Raw genomic sequence first — 15,682 nt, 5'->3', positions numbered from 1 at the left:
GCCATATCGTGGGCCGCGTGTGTTGATTTGGATCAAATGCCCAGCGCGCGCGGCGGTATAGTCTGATTTATAACAAATACCGTTCAGCCTCGTGATTCCACAGTCATTTATTGCCGACCTGCTGAACCGCGTCGATATCGTCGATGTGGTAGGGCGCTACGTCCAGTTGAAAAAGGGCGGCGCCAATTACCAGGGCTTGTGCCCGTTCCATAGCGAAAAATCTCCGAGCTTTACCGTCAGCCCGACCAAGCAGTTCTACCATTGCTTTGGCTGCGGCGCCCATGGCACAGCCATCGGCTTCCTGATCGAGTACTCGGGCATGGGTTTCGTCGATGCCGTCAAGGATCTGGCCCAGAACGTCGGCATGGTAGTGCCTGAGCAGGATGACAAGATCCCGCCCGCCCAGCGTGCTGCCCAGCAGCAGCAATCCATGGCGCTGTCCGATGCCATGTCCAAGGCTAACGAATTCTACCGGGCCCAGCTGCGCCTGGCGCCGCAGGCGATCGGCTATCTGAAAGGCCGTGGCCTGACCGGGGAAATCGCGGCCCGCTTTGCGCTCGGCTATTCGCCTAGCGGCTGGGACAGTCTGAAAGCCGTTTTCCCGGATTACGAAAACCCGGTCCTGGTGGAAGCCGGCCTGATCATCCAGAACGTGGATGAGGATGGCAAGCGCACCAAGCGCTATGACCGTTTCCGCGAGCGGGTAATGTTCCCTATTCGCAATACCAAGGGGCAGGTGATCGCTTTCGGCGGCCGCATCATGGACCAGGGCGAACCCAAGTACTTGAATTCTCCCGAAACGCCTTTATTTTCAAAGGGCTCGGAGCTGTATGGCTTGTTCGAAGCGCGCCAGGCGATCCGCGATGCGGGTTATGTACTGGTGACGGAAGGCTATATGGATGTGGTGGCGCTGGCCCAGATGGGCTTTCCCCAGGCGGTTGCGACGCTGGGAACCGCCTGCACCACGACCCACGTCCAGAAGTTGTTGCGTCAAACCGACAACGTGATCTTCAGTTTCGACGGCGACAAGGCCGGCCGCCGCGCTGCACGGCGTGCGCTGGAAGCCTGTCTGCCGCACGTGTCGGATGACAAGACGATCAAGTTCCTGTTCCTTCCGGCTGAGCACGACCCGGACAGCTATATCCGCGAATATGGCGCCCAAGCGTTCGAACAGCAGGTACACGAAGCCATGCCGCTGTCCCAGTTCCTGCTGCGCGAGGCGGCGGGCGAGCATGATTTAACATCGCCTGAAGGCCGGGCGCGCGTCCAGTTCGACGCCAAGCCGCTGTTGCAGGCCATGCCGCCGACCTCGCTGCGCCTGCAGATCGTGCGCGGCCTGGCGACCATGACGCAGAGCACGCCGGGCGAGATTGAGCAGCTGTTTGAGCTGGCCAAGCCGGTGGCTGCCAGCAAGGTTGCACCGCCGCGTAGCCGCCGCGAGCAGCCTGTTGGGCTGGAACTGAAACTGATCCGCGTGGTGCTGACGCACCCGACGCTAGCGCTGGAACTGGACGACGAGGCGCTGCTGGCTTTCAGCCACTTCGGCCAGGAAGCCGCCGAGCGACTGGTCTGGCTGATGGTGCAGGCCCAATCGCTGGGAGAGCAGGGCAGTTTCGCTGCGTTCTGCCAGTTGGTGAAAGAAACGGGCAGCGATTATGATGCGCTCATCGGCGAGATTGCCGCTGCGCCGGAGCCGGATATCGAAGGCGAGCGCTTGTGGCTGCTGGCCACGGTGCGCCACCTGAAGATGGATGCATTAAAACAGGAGCTGGACCAGCTATTTTCGGCAGGTTTGTCTTCTGAGGAGATTGGTGTACGCTACCGCGAAATTACCGCCAAGCAAGATCAATTGCGGAAGGAAGCTGAAGCTGATTTAAGTCCGAGGTAATTGCCTGCACGCACGCAAACCTTCCCGTCTGGTAATTGTAAAGTGGCGTGCTATAATAAAATGCTAAATATTGCAATATTTAGCGGGTCTGTTTTTTCGTTTGTTTTCAGTAAGTTACAGTAGTAGTTGTTGCGGTTTGTAGTGGACTTAACTATTCCCGAAAGCGCCTGTGCCAGCAAAGAAACCTGAAACCAAAGCGGCTGAAAAGCCTCGCAAAGTGACCGCCAAGCCTGCGACGAAGTCGGCTGATAAGCCGGCTACTCGCGTCACCAAGGCACCGCCGGTGGTTAGTCAGACAACGGACGCAGCCGCCCTGGCTGCCATCGATACTTCCGGATATGTGCTGCCAACCGTCAAGGTGCCGGGACGCCGTGGCCGCAAGCCGAAGGAATTCACGCCGGAAAACGACGAGGTTGCAGCACTGAACGCTGTTGAGCGTGCCGAGATGAAGGCTGCGGACAAGGCGAAAGCCAAGGACCGCAAGGCCAAGGAAAAGGCATTGCTGAAGGACGCGTTCTCGTCCGACACCGAGGCAACGGAAGAGGAACTCGAACGCCGCCGCCAGAAGCTCAAGACGCTGATCAAGTTCGGCAAGGAGCGCGGCTTCCTCACGTACGCTGAAATCAACGACCACTTGCCGGAAAATATCGTCGATCCGGAAGCGATCGAAGGTATTATCGGCACCTTCAACGACATGGGCATCGCCGTGTACGAACACGCGCCTGATGCCGAGACCCTGCTGCTGTCCGATAATGTCGCCACTGTGACCAGCGACGACGAAGCCGAGGCTGCAGCGGAAGCCGCGCTGTCCACCGTCGACTCCGACTTCGGCCGCACCACCGACCCGGTCCGCATGTACATGCGCGAAATGGGTTCGGTCGAGCTGCTGACCCGCGAAGGCGAGATCGAAATCGCCAAGCGTATCGAAGACGGCCTGCGCGACATGATCCAGGCGATTTCCGCCTGCCCGGTGACGATCGCCGAAATCCTCGCCACGTCCGAACGCATCCGCATCGATGAGATCAAGATCGACGAAATCGTCGATGGCCTGGTGGATGAGGAAGGCGAAGCCGCCGCCGCGGCACCAGCCGCTTCCGACGAGGAAGACGAGGAAGAGGACGAGGAAGAAGAGGACGAAGAAGAAGAGGAAGAAGCAGCCAGCCCAGGCGGCGCGGCAGCCGGCTACACCGCCGAGCAGCTGGAAGCCATGAAGCAGGCCTCCCTCGAGAAATTCGACAATATCGCCAACCAGTTCGAGCGCATGCGCAAGGCCTTCGAGAAGGATGGCTACAACTCGAAAGCCTACCTGAAGGCGCAGGAGTCGATTTCCGCCGAGCTGCTGGGCATCCGCTTCACCGCCAAAGTGGTGGAGAAGCTGTGCGACACCCTGCGCGGCCAGGTCGATGAAGTGCGCCATATCGAGAAGCAGATCCTCGACGTGGCAGTGAACAAGTGCGGCATGCCGCGCGCCCACTTCATCAAGGTCTTCCCGGGCAATGAAACCAACCTGGAATGGGTGGATGGCGAAGTCGCTGCAGGCCACGCTTACAGCGCGATCCTGGGCCGCAACATCCCGACCATCAAGGAACTGCAGCAGCGCCTGATCGACCTGCAAGCGCGCGTCGTCCTGCCGCTGCCGGACCTGCGCAACATCAACCGCCAGATGGCGGCCGGTGAAATGAAGGCGCGCAAGGCCAAGCGTGAAATGACCGAGGCCAACCTGCGCCTGGTGATCTCGATCGCGAAGAAGTACACCAACCGCGGACTGCAATTCCTGGACCTGATCCAGGAGGGCAATATCGGCCTGATGAAGGCGGTCGACAAGTTCGAATACCGCCGCGGCTACAAGTTCTCCACGTACGCTACGTGGTGGATCCGCCAGGCGATCACGCGTTCCATCGCCGACCAGGCGCGTACCATCCGTATTCCGGTGCACATGATCGAAACGATCAACAAGATGAACCGGATCTCGCGCCAGATCCTGCAGGAAACCGGCGCCGAGCCGGATCCGGCGACCCTGGCGATCAAGATGGAAATGCCGGAGGATAAGATCCGCAAGATCATGAAGATCGCAAAAGAGCCGATCTCGATGGAAACGCCGATCGGTGACGACGACGATTCTCACCTGGGCGACTTCATCGAGGACAACAACACGCTGGCGCCTTCGGACGCAGCGCTGCATGCCTCGATGCGCGGTGTCGTGAAGGACGTGCTGGATTCGCTGACCCCGCGCGAAGCCAAGGTGCTGCGCATGCGTTTCGGTATCGAAATGTCCACCGACCACACGCTGGAAGAGGTCGGCAAACAGTTCGACGTGACCCGCGAGCGTATCCGCCAGATCGAAGCCAAGGCACTGCGCAAGCTGCGCCACCCATCGCGCTCCGATAAGCTGAAGAGCTTCCTGGAAGGTAACTAAGACTTGACGGATAGGGCCACCGGCCCTATCCTGCCGGGTTCCCAGGGCCCTTAGCTCATGCTTGGTTAGAGCAGAGGACTCATAATCCTTTGGTGCGCGGTTCGACTCCGCGAGGGCCTACCAATTCGCTTCATGCTGTGAAACAAGCCCTGACGAGAAATCGCCGGGGCTTTTTTCTATTGGAATTATCGCCTTGGCCAGACGAACAAGGCGAGATGCGTGAAGTTGTCATCGCCAGACATGGCCGGCCAGCGGCCAAGCTGGTTTGGCAATCGCACACTGTTGTGTCGCCTATCGTGCACAGGAATGATTGCTATTATGGTAATCTTTCTTTCATGCACTTATCGATGCCGTCCAAACTCATCCTGCTAACGTATTGCCTCCTGCTTTCTGCCTGCGGCCGCACGCCCGAAGGACCCTATGCCGAGTGGCTTGAAAACGATGAAACGGTGGAGTCCGTGAGCCAGGAACTGCCTCTGACGATCTTGCATATCAATCGGGAGCCTACGGATTGGCTGCGAATATTCTCGAATCAGGAACGTTACGATCGCGTGCTGTACAAACGCAAGATTGTCATCAAAAAGGGCGATCCGGCCCGCTTGTGGCAAGGCCTTGGGCAGCCGGCAGTCATAGTGCATCAATATGCCAATATTTCGGATGACCAAAGCCCGCTTTTCCTCGTTTACGAACGCAATAAGAAGGCTGTCGTCGAACATATCGATATGGGTACTTACATCAAGGAAATCGGCGAACCCATCGGTCCTGGCTTGCGCTTTTTCGAGAACGAAGACTCGCAGTACGGGGGAGCCCTTCTCAAGGCCTTTCCGATTGAGAAGACGCTTCTGCCCAAAGGGCCTGACTGGCCTTCGATCAAGGAGCCGGCTGGTATTGCTCCAGATCGCAAGGCTTTTGCCTATGTGGACTCGTTAGCGGAGCCTTCGGTGGTGTTGGTGGTTGACGCTGAGGGCAATTTTGGCGAACCGATTCCTGTGCCGGCCATCCCTGCTTTTCCCCAAGGCCCGCGGACGAGCAGCCGAATCGTACAGATCCTTCCGTGGTTCGATGCCCGGTTCAAATGGCATAAGACAACTGCCGGCAAATGGGACCTGACAAGGATCGCTACCTCGGAACATATTCTCAGTGCCACGGATGCTCTCGAAGAGTTGTTTCTCGACGCCAGCAAGGGTTACCTGAACTGCTTCGGCAGCGCTAGCGTTGCCTGCCTTGGCGGATGGCGCCGGTCCTGGCGTATTGAAGAGCATGAAATCTGCCAATGCGCCAAGGCTTACGTCTATCTGCCTTTGCAGCCGGTACGGGCATTTGGTGCAAACGTAAACAGGCTCTGGTACGGAATTACCGGTAATGGTTCCGCCTACCATTTGATTCTCGATGCGCCGCCAGAACAGGTCGCGGGCGAACTTCGCAAGCGGCTCAAGGCCCGCCGACTGGAAATTGCTGACACCGGAGAGAATTCACACGAGAGCGTCGAAGCCAACCGATTTGTAACGCCAACCGTAACCGTGCGCGTCGAAGCGTTTGAACAGGGAACCCTGATTCGCACTATCGCGCGCTATCCAGCAAACCAATAAGACTTATCATGCATATCATCAGATTCTTTGGAGCCGCCCTGGCTGGTCTTGTATTCACCAATGCCATGGCCGCATCCCTTCCATTCAACGCCAAGAAGTTCACGCCCTATCACGTAGGCTTTGCTGCCGACAATACGCGCGCTTGCCTGGCAGGCGGCCGCTTTGATCCGGAGTCGATGCAAAGCACTGGCGATTTGCTGCTGCTTGACCTGAAGCGCGATATCTTGGTCGCGCAGGCGCATATTCCTGTGCCGGACGATTACGCCTCGCTGTATCCAGTGCAATGCGCGATCGTTGGCGACACTGTCTACCTGCTGGCGAACGTGAATACGCAACTCCCGCGCTCGCTGAACCAGGGTATCGTCTACCTGTATCAGTTCAACATGCAAGGCAAGCAGCTTGGCAAGAAGCGGCTCGTTATCGAGGGGCGCAATAGTTATGGCCATGCCTTGGGCGTGTCCGCAAATGGCGTGCAGGTCGCTGGTTATATCATGGACGAGGATGATACCTCCGAGTTTTACTCCTTCTTTACGCTCGCGCTGGACCGGCGCCTGAACGAGGGGAAGCTGAATGTCCGGAAAACCGGGGCCTTCGTGAGTGGTGCCAAAGCGCGCTTCGTAGGCGACAACCTGCAGGTTGCCGGTTCGTTTTTTCCTGCGAAACTGGCGAAGGACGGTTTGGCCAGCGACTATGCAAATTCGCGTGTGATGGCGAATGGCGGTTATGCCTGGAGCATGCGTCCGTTCAAAAAGGCTCCACGCCATGTGGAGGCCGGCATTTCGCAGCAAGGCGCGATTTATTCGCTGGCGTACAGTGAAACCGAGTCCACGCTGGCCGTGACCAGCGCAGAGGGCAAGCAGCTTTTCCTGAGCAGCTATCCAAGCAAATTCTGCGAAACGAGTTCGCTTAGCGACTATGGCGCGGACGTGCTGGCGTTGCGCAAACCTTGCGATGAAAAGCGCAAGGCGGCGGAATTGACGCTCATTTCGCCTGCCAACGGCAAAGAAAGTCCATTGCAGCTGGCGCCAGGTGAGCCGGTCTTCGCGGATACCAATTCGGGCCAATGGTTCGTTATCTCCAAGGATGCCGCCGGTAAGCTGGCCTGGTATTCGGGATCGATAGGTGGTGATACGCGCTTCACCCAGACCGTGGCGGGCGTAGAGCATTCCTTGAGCCTGGGCCGGATCAACATCGACAAGAAAGGGGCGCGCGCTTTCGATTACGTTTATGAGCAGCGTGCAGGCGAGTGCCGCTTCAACATGAACGGGCACGCGGTCCAGGTGGATGTTTTCAATCCAGAAGACGAGAATGGCAAGGAGCTGCCGCAGATCGTCATGTACGAAAGCGATGGCGTCTCCCTTACGCTGCCGCTCGATGGTTCGCCGCGAAATATTTCCGTCGACGGCACATTGACGCCCGAGCAGGCCAAGCGTAGTTGCGGAAAGAACGGCGGCAAGCTGTCGTTGATCTTTAACGCAGCGGGAGCTCGCCGGTAATCGCAAAGTGTTGACGCAGCCGATTCACGCTCAAGTTTTACGCTCAAGTTTGACGCTCAAGTTTGACGCTCAATCAAACGCTGCGCGGATTTCGCGCCCGGCTTGTTGTGGCGCTTGCAGGTGGGGGTAGTGCCCAAGTCTGGGCAGGACGGTGAAGGGCTTGCCTGATTTGGCGGCGAATTCCTCGCCCATCTTCTTGTCGATGTAGATGTCTTTCTCGCCCCATACCACCTGGAGCGGCGTCTTCAGGCGTCCCAGGTTGGCTTCGAAATATTGCTGGTCGCGGGTGAAGTGCAAGTAGTAATGGTAGAAGGCGTCGCCGGTGCTCATGCTGCCTTGCGTCCAGCCGGCCAGCATGTCTTGGTTGAAGTCCTCGGCCAGGTTGAATTGCTCATTGGCTTCCAGGCCGCGACGGAAGGCGTTTTCGACGATGTCGTCGCGGTTCTGGTTGATCGCGTTGCGGGTTGCTTCGGCGGTTTGCGGCGCTTTCAGGCTGCGCAAGCGGTCGGACATGTATTCCGGCCGGTCGAACGGTGCAAAGTCGCCGACGATGATTTTCTTCGCGATTTCCGGTTGCTCCAGCGCGAGCAGCAACGGAGGCAGGGCGCCGACGTCGGTGGCGTAGATGACGAGCTTCGATTTGTCGATACCTGCCTTGTCGATATAGGACTTTACGACCTGGGCATAGTCGCGCGGCGCATAGCCGAACTTGTCGGCGGAGGGGCGGGAAGAATGACCGTAGCCCGGCCAGTCGAAGGCGTGGACCTCATAGTCGCGGCCGAGATCCTGCGCGAGCTCGCGCCAGGTCAACATCGTTTCCGGGAAGCCGTGCAGGAACAGGACAGTGCCCTTGGCGGCGGGATTCTTGACGACCATGCGGCGCAAGGTGATATCGGAGCTGATCTTTACGTAGCCGATTTCCTGTGCGGCGGCACCGGTCAATGCCAGGGTACTCGCGGCTGCGGCTGCGGCGATTGATTTCTTGAGCGCGGACATATTGGTGATCCTTGGTGGAGAGTTCGAGATGTCTCCAATATAGGTTCCGCTGCTTATGACGTAAATGTCGTATTTCCCTCCTTTTAGGACATGCGTGCGATGCGGCGCAATGTTTGCGGCGGCTGGCCGAAGACGCGCAGGAAGGCCCGCCGCATGCGTTCCGTATCAATGAAGCCGGTTTTTGCGGCGATTTCCTCGATGGTGTGGCGGCTTTGCTCGATCATCAGGCGCGCGGCTTCCAGCCGTAGCTGCTCGACCGCCTTGGCTGGGGACTGGCCGGTTTCAGTCGTGAAGGCGCGGCTGAATTGGCGTGGGCTAAGGTGGGCGACGCCGGCCAACTCAGGTACCGATAGCCCGGATTCGAGGTTGTTGCGCGCATATTCGAGCACGTGCTGGATGCGGTCGGACTTGGCGCCCAGGTCCAGCAGTACCGAATGCTGGGATTGACCACCGGCGCGGCGATGGTGGACCACCAGCTTTTTCGCCACGGATGCCGAGAGTTCGGCGCCGTAATCGGCTTCGATCAGGCCGAGCGCAAGGTCGATGCCGGTGCTCATGCCGGCGGAAGTCCAGATCGGACCATCGTTGATGAAGATGCGGTCCGCGTCGACCTTCGCGGCGGGGAATTGCTGCTGCAGTGCACGGGCGAACAGCCAATGCGTTGTCACGTGCCGGCCGTCGATCAGTCCCGCTTCGCCAAGCAGGAAGGTGCCGGTGCAGACGGATGCGGTACGGCGGGCTATCCGGGAGGCGGAGCGCAGGCGCTCAAGCGTTTGCGTGTCGGTGGGGGAGGGGGCGACGAGGCCGCAAACGATCAGGGTGTCCAGCCGGCGCCTGGCAAGCGGCAGGGTTTCCACGCTCACGCCAAAGGAGTTGACGACAGGGCCGCCGAGCGCCGAGAAGAAACCAATGTCGTACAGGCGCTCGCGCGCTGTGGTGTTGGCAAGTTCGAAGGCGGAGGACGCCGCCAGGCCCATGATCTGGAAAGCAGGCGGCAACAGGAAGCCGATTTTCAACACAATAGCGCCTGTGGCATGAAAGGAGGTATTCCCATCATACGCGCCACGAGCGGCGGGTGCTGGCCAGCAATGTTATCCTCGTCAGTCGCGCTACACCTCGTGAGCGTATTTCGTCATGCAAGTTTTTAACTAGGAGATCGGAATGGCAATCAAGAAGATCCTGTTTTTGACGGGCGATTTTGCGGAAGACTATGAAACCATGGTGCCGTTCCAGGCGCTGCAGATGGTTGGGCATACCGTGCATGCGGTCTGCCCCGGCAAGAAGGCGGGAGAGAAGATCAAGACCGCGATCCACGATTTCGAAGGCGACCAGACCTACACGGAAAAACCTGGCCACCAGTTCGCGCTGAATGCGAGTTTTGATGAGGCCAGTGCGTCGGCATACGATGCGCTGGTGATTGCTGGCGGGCGGGCGCCGGAATACTTGCGCCTCAATCCACGGGTGCTGGAAACAGTGCAGGAATTCGCCAGGGCGGGCAAGCCGATTGCCGCGATCTGCCACGGTGCGCAGATCCTGACTGCGGCCGACGTCATCAAGGGCAAGCGCATCTCGGCTTATCCTGCGTGCGCGCCGGAAGTGCGTTCGGCCGGCGGTGAATATGTTTCGGTCGAGATGGACCAGGCGGTCACCGACGGCAATTTCGTCACGGCGCCGGCGTGGCCTGCGCATCCGCAGTGGATGGCGCAGTTCCTGAAATTGCTTGGGACGGAAATCAAGCCTTAATCTGCGCGAGTTGGATACAGCAGTGCCAGGGCTTGCTGGCGTGCCGACGCGCGCAGGGTTGCGCGCAGCGAGGCATCGTCGGTGGTGCGGGCCAGCACCATGCCGCCGACGCAAAGCGCAACAATCGCCTGCGCGCGCTGTGCTCCGTCGCTGGCATCCTTCAGCGCGTGTTCGTAAATGCGCGTCAGGTTGCGGATCAGGTCTGTGTAGGCGCGCTGCGGCAACAGCCCGGCGCGCGCCACGTCGCCCGGCAGGGCGTACAGGGGACAGTGGTTTTCGATATCTTCCAGTACCTCGTCGCTCAGGTAAAGGTTGATCAGGCGCCGCGCCATGTCGAGCTGGCCGGCAGCGGGCGACCTGGCGACGTCCTTGCGGAAGGGATTGCAGGTGGCGAAGCTGGCCACAGCTGCCGCGTACAGTTCATCCTTGCTGTCAAAGTGGTTGTAGAAACCTCCGCGTGTCAGGCCCGCTCCGGACATGATGGTCTCGATCGATACCTGCTCGAAGCCGTGCCGGTTGAACAGCTTGCGGGCCGATTCGACAATCTTGCTGCGGGTGCGTTCCTTGTGCTCAGCGGTGTAAGGCATGGGTTTCTCCTCCTCGGTTCGCATTATGCGTCCGAATCAAATTATGTTCTTGAACATATTATGTATCTCCGTAATCTGGCCACATGTTCAAACCCCACCCCAAAGGAGATCAACATGTACACCCTGGTTACTTTGCGTTCCGTTCCCGATTTTGCTGTGGGTTACGTGCGCGACTTGCGCGTGCGCTGGGCTATGGAAGAGGCAGGCCAGCCGTATTCCGTGCAGACCATCGGGCCCGACGAGCAAAAGTCTTCAACCTACCGCCAGCAGCAACCTTTCGGCCAGGTGCCGGTGCTGCTGGATGGTGAACAGTCGATCTTCGAGTCCGGAGCGATCCTGCGCCACCTGGGCGACAAGCTGGGATTGATGCCTTCCGGCGCCCGCGAGCGGCAACTGGCCGAAATGTGGCTGTATGCCGCGCTCAATTCGGTCGAGCCGTATTTTGGCGCGTACGCAGAACTGGACGTCTTCCATGCGGGAGAATCGTGGGTCGAGGCGCGCCGGCCCGGGTTGGAAGCGATGGCGAAGCGCCGCCTCGGCGACCTGGAGGCATGGCTGTCCGGTTGCGAATACCTGGCCGGTACGTTCAGCGTTGCCGACATCATGATGTCGACCGTATTGCGCCTGCTGGATTCCAGTGGCCTGCTGGACGAATTCCCGGCGGTTGCCGCCTACCAGGCGCGTTGCATGGCGCGTCCCGCCTACGCGAAGGCGATGGCGGCCCAAGTGGCGCTGTACACCCGGGCCCAGGAAGCGGCTTGAGCTTCCGCTCAACGCGGCACGATGGCGAACTGCGGCCGCTCGCTGTAGTTCGGTTTGACGCTGCGGCTGGCGAAGCGGTTCCACGCCTCCCGTGCATCGGGAATGCCTGTGGCGGCGGCCATCGCCAGCGCCGGCTGCATATTCGACGGGTAGCCTTCGGACGAAGCCGAGTAGCCGGTCATCTCGCCAGCCAGCCATGGCGTACGCCACACCTTGGCGTCCTTGTCTGCCTGGGTGCGCCAGTCGGCCTGCGCCTGGCTGCCGCAGGGCTGGTCCAGGTAGCGTGCACCCGTGCTGTTGACCATTGGTGAACCGTCGTTGTTGCGCATGGTGGCCTGGTAGGCTTCGGCGAAACTGCTGAAATATGCCGAGGTGGCGCTTGGCCGAACCATGAGCGCATAGACGGCGCCGTCGACCCAGCAATAGCCGCCGGCCATCATGCGGCCGATCGGGAAGCGCGCCTTCCACGTCAGGATCGGCTCGGCACCGGCAAATCCCATTTCGTGCAGGTGCCCGACCGCCGATGTGAAGAAGTCGTCCATCCACGGTGCCACGCCGGTGTTCGGGCCTGTGGGACCGCCGTAGGCCACGGCATAACTGGTGGCGGTATTGTCGATGAAGCCAAGCTGGTTGGTCGCACCGCCGGCGAAGGTCGTATTGTAGAAGTCCAGGTTGTGTTGCAGTACCTGGTTGAAGTAGGGCTTCATCGGGTGCGCGTCGGGCGTGATGTAGGCCGCATGGCCGAGGGTGCGCAGCGACCAGGCCTGGCCGCGCACCTGGTTGCCCTTCACCAGGCCCTTGGACAGTGAGCGGTAATACGGATTCATGGTGACCAGGTTCCAGTTTGCCCAGAAATGCAGCTCGTCGAGATAGTAAGTGTCGCCGGTCAGCAGGTAGGGCAAGTAGGCAAACGAGGGCTGGTGCGCCGTGTCCGGCGTGTAGGGCGTGGCGCAGGCGCCGGCCTCGGTCGAGGTGCAGCGCGGCATGTCCTCATGTTTCTTTGTAACCGGGTTGTAGCTGTCGGAGCCGATCCGCTGGTCGCGTACGTAGGGATAGTCGACGATGGACACCACCTGGTCCGTGTTCCTGTCGCGGTAATGCACCGGCCAACTGCCGGCCAGGTCGCCCAGCCCGTTTGTCACCTGCCTGGCCCGCGCATCCATGCTGAGGATATACAGTGCGGCCCAGGCGTGCTGCAAGCCGATATCAGGGCGGCCGCCGGTCGATGGCATGTATTTGTTCACCAAGGGCATTGCCATCGGGCCGCTGTCGGCCGCCTCCCAGTCGGTCTTCATTTTCGCCAGCGCCGTTTGCGACGGCATCACCGTGCGGTCGTAATTGGGCAGGGCGCGCGTGCCTAGCAGGTAGGCGATGTCGTGCTTCACATGCACTTTCGGCTCGGCGCCGGCCCAGAACAGCTTGCGCCAGCGGGCGTGGTGGTAATGCGTCAGCGCGGCCTTCTGGTACACCGCCTGGTTGTTGACCAGGATTTCTGCATCGTACGTGACATTCTTCGGATCGGGTTCGTAGGCCCAGTTGTTTTCGACGGTAACGTCGACGCGCGTTGCGCCGAACTGGCCGGCGCCCGCCAGGGGATAGTGTCGGATCGCAAAGCGCACCGCCAGATGCGGGTGGGCGACGCCGTTTGCCGTCACCGGTCCGGCTACCTGCCATTCATTGACCAGGGGGCCGGACAACCAGCTTGTATAGGGCTTGCTGGCCAATAGCTGTGCAGCATCCGCACTGTAAGTCACGCCGCCGATATTCAACCGGACCAAGGCGCTGAATCCGCTGGCCAGCAGGGCATCGGGGCGCGCACCACCGCCAGGGCCCGCCCATGGCACCGTCGAGAGCTGCACGCTGGCGGTTTCTCCGCCAGCGAGTTGCGGCAGCACGGTGCTGATCAATGCGTGGCGTACCGAGCCATCTGCGTGCCTGGCCTTGACGTCGGCCTGCACGGGTATTGAGACCCCCTTGTACGCTGCAGCGAAATAGTCGCCCACTTTCACATCTCCCTTTGCGAAGACGTGGCCGACGGTGACAGGCACGCCGGCTTGCGCCTGCGCGGACGTGTCGCTGACTTGCAGTGAGGGTAGCGGTGCCGCGGCTGCGGCGCCTGCAAGCAGCGAAGCTGCGAGAAAAGACAGGAATGATTTCATGGGCAGATCCTCTCAAATTGAAAGCGCTTGACCTGAATCAATTTAATTAATTCGCAAACTCCGTACAGTCCTGCACTGGAATAACACAGAGTAGGAGTATTGAAACATGGGTAGCGACAATGAGGTAAACGACGTGCAAACGAACAGCCGTCGTCGATTCCTGGGTAAGAGTGCTGCGTTAGGCCTGGCCGGCGCTGGCGTGCTGGCAGGTTGCAAGGAGAACGGTGCGGGGGCGCCCGGTTCTGCTACAGCATCTGCAGCAGCAGCGGGCAAGTCGCATGGCGCCAGCAAGGCGCATGTGGAACCTGGCCAGCTGGATGACTATTACCTGTTCTCCAGCGGCGGGCATTCCGGCGAGGCGCGCATCATGGGCGTTCCGTCCGGGCGCACGCTGCGCCGCATCCCTGTTTTCAATATCGATCCTATGGTTGGCTGGGGTATCACCAACGAGTCCAAGGCCATTATCGGCACCAAGCCTGACGGCAGCCTGAAATACACCACCGGTGATACCCACCACGTGCACGGCAGCTACAAGGACGGCACCTACGATGGCCGTTTCCTGTGGGTGAACGACAAGATCCACTCGCGCCTGGCCCGCATCCGCATGGACACCATGGAATGCGACAAGATCACCGAACTGCCTAACGTACAAGGCTTCCACGGTATCTTCCCGGACAAGTGCGACCCGGTCGACAAGTCGATCAACCACACCACCCGCGTGTTCTGCGGCGCGGAATTCGCGATTCCGTTCCCGAACGATGGCCGCGACCTGGATGATCCATCGAAGTGGGGTTCGCTCTTCACCTGCGTGGATGCGGAATCCATGGAGGTGCGCTGGCAGGTGCGCGTGGACGGCAATATGGACCTGACCGCGACGTCCTACGACGGCCGCTTCGCCTGCTCCAACCAGTACAACACCGAGAACGCACCTGACCAGGCGGGCATGATGGCCGCCGAACGCGACGCCTGCGTGTTCTTCGACGTGGCGCGTGTGGAGGCGCTGGTCAAGGCCGGCAAGTTCACCACCATCGGCTCGTCGAAAGTGCCTGTGGTTGACGGCCGCAAGGCTGCCAATGCCGATCCGAAGACTGCGGTGACCTGCTATGTCCCGGTCGGCAAAAACCCGCACGGCGTCAACGCTTCGCCGGACGGCAAGTACATGGTCTGCTCCGGCAAGCTGTCGCCGACTGCGACCGTGATCGAGGTGGCGCTGGTCGCCAAGTGGTTCGATGGTGAACTGAAAACCGAACGCGATGCAGTCGTGGCGGAGCCGGAAATCGGCCTGGGCCCGTTGCATACCGCCTTCGACGGCAAGGGCAACGCCTTCACCACCCTGTTCCTGGACAGCCAGATCGTCAAGTGGAACGTGGCTGCCGCCATCGCGCAGTTCAAGGGCGACAAGAGCGTCAAGCCGGTGGTGGACCGCGTGGACGTGCACTACCAGCCGGGCCACGGCTACGCTTCGATGGGTGAAACCAAGGAAGCGGACGGCAAGTACTTCAACTCCGGTAACAAGTTCTCGAAAGACCGCTTCCTGCCGGTCGGCCCGCTGCACAGCGAAACGGAGCAGTTGATCGACATCACCGGCGACAAGATGGTGATCATTTCCGACCATACCGCTTATCCGGAACCGCATGACGCGATCATCGTGCGCCGCGATATCGTGAAGACGCGCCAGATCTACAACATGGACGACTTCCCGAACAAGGTGACGGCGGATAACGCGGGCATTACGCGCAATGGCAACAAGGTGCATGTGCGCCTGATGTCCCAGGCGCCAGCCTTCAGCATGCCGGTCATCAAGGTGAAGAAGGGCGACGAGGTGACGATCACGCTGACCAATCATGACAAGGTGGAAGACCTGACCCACGGTTGCGCGCTGCCGACCTACAACATCAACTTCATCGTCAACCCGCAGGAGACCAAGTCGGTCACCTTCAAGGCTGACCATGCCGGTGCGTTCTGGATGTATTGCACGCACTTCTGCCACGCGCTGCACCTTGAAATGCGCAGCCGCTTCCTGGTGGAGGCTTAAGCCCGCGAGGG

12 protein-coding genes and 1 tRNA gene are annotated in these 15,682 nt (G+C 60.1%); 8 read left to right on the top strand and 5 right to left on the bottom strand.

Annotated features, from left to right (window positions below; all coding sequences use genetic code 11):
• Window positions 1-91 precede the first annotated feature (91 nt).
• The 4 genes from dnaG (at window position 92) to ACN9MW_RS26795 (ending at window position 5,893) form a co-directional block, all read left to right on the top strand.
• Entirely contained in the window at window positions 92-1,888 is a 1,797-nt protein-coding gene (gene dnaG / locus ACN9MW_RS26810; protein ID WP_426164630.1) for a DNA primase, read from the top strand.
• Between the two features lie 169 nt (window positions 1,889-2,057).
• The gene (gene rpoD / locus ACN9MW_RS26805) at window positions 2,058-4,304 is read left to right on the top strand and encodes an RNA polymerase sigma factor RpoD (protein ID WP_426164628.1); all 2,247 of its coding nucleotides are present in this window, start codon (window positions 2,058-2,060) and stop codon (window positions 4,302-4,304) included.
• A gap of 44 nt (window positions 4,305-4,348) precedes the next feature.
• Window positions 4,349-4,427: transfer RNA gene (locus ACN9MW_RS26800), tRNA-Ile, on the top strand.
• Between the two features lie 14 nt (window positions 4,428-4,441).
• On the top strand, window positions 4,442-5,893 hold the full coding sequence (locus ACN9MW_RS26795; RefSeq protein WP_426164626.1) for a hypothetical protein: 1,452 nt from the start codon (window positions 4,442-4,444) through the stop codon (window positions 5,891-5,893).
• On the opposite strand, the gene ACN9MW_RS26790 is transcribed toward ACN9MW_RS26795, so the two are convergent.
• Window positions 5,875-6,135, bottom strand: a complete 261-nt coding sequence (locus tag ACN9MW_RS26790) for a hypothetical protein (RefSeq protein ID WP_426164624.1) — start codon at window positions 6,133-6,135, stop codon at window positions 5,875-5,877. The two genes, ACN9MW_RS26795 and ACN9MW_RS26790, sit on opposite strands and share 19 nt — an antisense overlap.
• Here ACN9MW_RS26790 and ACN9MW_RS26785 point away from each other — a divergent pair.
• Entirely contained in the window at window positions 6,118-7,389 is a 1,272-nt protein-coding gene (locus tag ACN9MW_RS26785) for a hypothetical protein (protein WP_426164622.1), read from the top strand. The genes ACN9MW_RS26790 and ACN9MW_RS26785 overlap by 18 nt on opposite strands.
• 69 nt (window positions 7,390-7,458) lie before the next feature.
• Here ACN9MW_RS26785 and ACN9MW_RS26780 read toward each other — a convergent pair whose 3' ends face one another.
• Both ACN9MW_RS26780 and ACN9MW_RS26775 read right to left on the bottom strand, forming a co-directional pair.
• Window positions 7,459-8,385 (bottom strand): alpha/beta fold hydrolase, encoded by a 927-nt coding sequence (locus ACN9MW_RS26780; protein WP_426164620.1) that lies wholly within the window; start codon window positions 8,383-8,385, stop codon window positions 7,459-7,461.
• A gap of 83 nt (window positions 8,386-8,468) precedes the next feature.
• Complete coding sequence (locus tag ACN9MW_RS26775) at window positions 8,469-9,404, bottom strand: GlxA family transcriptional regulator (RefSeq protein WP_426164618.1); 936 nt, start codon at window positions 9,402-9,404, stop codon at window positions 8,469-8,471.
• A 142-nt stretch (window positions 9,405-9,546) separates the two neighbouring features.
• Here ACN9MW_RS26775 and ACN9MW_RS26770 point away from each other — a divergent pair, with 142 nt between their 5' ends.
• A complete protein-coding gene (locus ACN9MW_RS26770) occupies window positions 9,547-10,128 on the top strand; it encodes a DJ-1/PfpI family protein (RefSeq protein WP_426164616.1) in 582 nt (193 codons plus the stop codon).
• On the opposite strand, the gene ACN9MW_RS26765 is transcribed toward ACN9MW_RS26770, so the two are convergent.
• Complete coding sequence (locus tag ACN9MW_RS26765; RefSeq protein WP_426164614.1) at window positions 10,125-10,715, bottom strand: TetR/AcrR family transcriptional regulator; 591 nt, start codon at window positions 10,713-10,715, stop codon at window positions 10,125-10,127. The two genes, ACN9MW_RS26770 and ACN9MW_RS26765, sit on opposite strands and share 4 nt — an antisense overlap.
• Before the next feature lie 114 nt (window positions 10,716-10,829).
• On the opposite strand from ACN9MW_RS26765, the gene ACN9MW_RS26760 reads away from it, so the two are divergent.
• Window positions 10,830-11,477, top strand: a complete 648-nt coding sequence (locus tag ACN9MW_RS26760) for a glutathione S-transferase family protein (RefSeq protein ID WP_426164612.1) — start codon at window positions 10,830-10,832, stop codon at window positions 11,475-11,477.
• An 8-nt stretch (window positions 11,478-11,485) separates the two neighbouring features.
• Here ACN9MW_RS26760 and ACN9MW_RS26755 read toward each other — a convergent pair whose 3' ends face one another.
• Complete coding sequence (locus tag ACN9MW_RS26755) at window positions 11,486-13,636, bottom strand: hypothetical protein (protein ID WP_426164610.1); 2,151 nt, start codon at window positions 13,634-13,636, stop codon at window positions 11,486-11,488.
• 106 nt (window positions 13,637-13,742) lie between these two features.
• Here ACN9MW_RS26755 and nosZ point away from each other — a divergent pair, with 106 nt between their 5' ends.
• Entirely contained in the window at window positions 13,743-15,671 is a 1,929-nt protein-coding gene (nosZ, locus tag ACN9MW_RS26750) for a TAT-dependent nitrous-oxide reductase (protein WP_426164608.1), read from the top strand.
• The last annotated feature ends 11 nt before the right edge of the window (window positions 15,672-15,682 follow it).

It is taken from the genome of Pseudoduganella sp. R-34 (assembly GCF_049904655.1).
Lineage (GTDB): Bacteria > Pseudomonadota > Gammaproteobacteria > Burkholderiales > Burkholderiaceae_D > Rugamonas.
This window is presented reverse-complemented; position numbering and strand designations above follow the sequence as displayed.

Excerpts from the sequence above, each read along its gene's own strand:
- nosZ (WP_426164608.1), top strand. The coding sequence starts at position 13,743 with ATGGGTAGCGACAATGAGGTAAACGACGTGCAAACGAACAGCCGTCGT.
- ACN9MW_RS26780 (WP_426164620.1), bottom strand. The coding sequence starts at position 8,385 with ATGTCCGCGCTCAAGAAATCAATCGCCGCAGCCGCAGCCGCGAGTACC.
- ACN9MW_RS26765 (WP_426164614.1), bottom strand. The coding sequence starts at position 10,715 with ATGCCTTACACCGCTGAGCACAAGGAACGCACCCGCAGCAAGATTGTC.
- ACN9MW_RS26790 (WP_426164624.1), bottom strand. The coding sequence starts at position 6,135 with ATGCGCCTGCGCGACCAAGATATCGCGCTTCAGGTCAAGCAGCAGCAA.
- ACN9MW_RS26755 (WP_426164610.1), bottom strand. The coding sequence starts at position 13,636 with ATGAAATCATTCCTGTCTTTTCTCGCAGCTTCGCTGCTTGCAGGCGCC.
- ACN9MW_RS26770 (WP_426164616.1), top strand. The coding sequence starts at position 9,547 with ATGGCAATCAAGAAGATCCTGTTTTTGACGGGCGATTTTGCGGAAGAC.
- ACN9MW_RS26760 (WP_426164612.1), top strand. The coding sequence starts at position 10,830 with ATGTACACCCTGGTTACTTTGCGTTCCGTTCCCGATTTTGCTGTGGGT.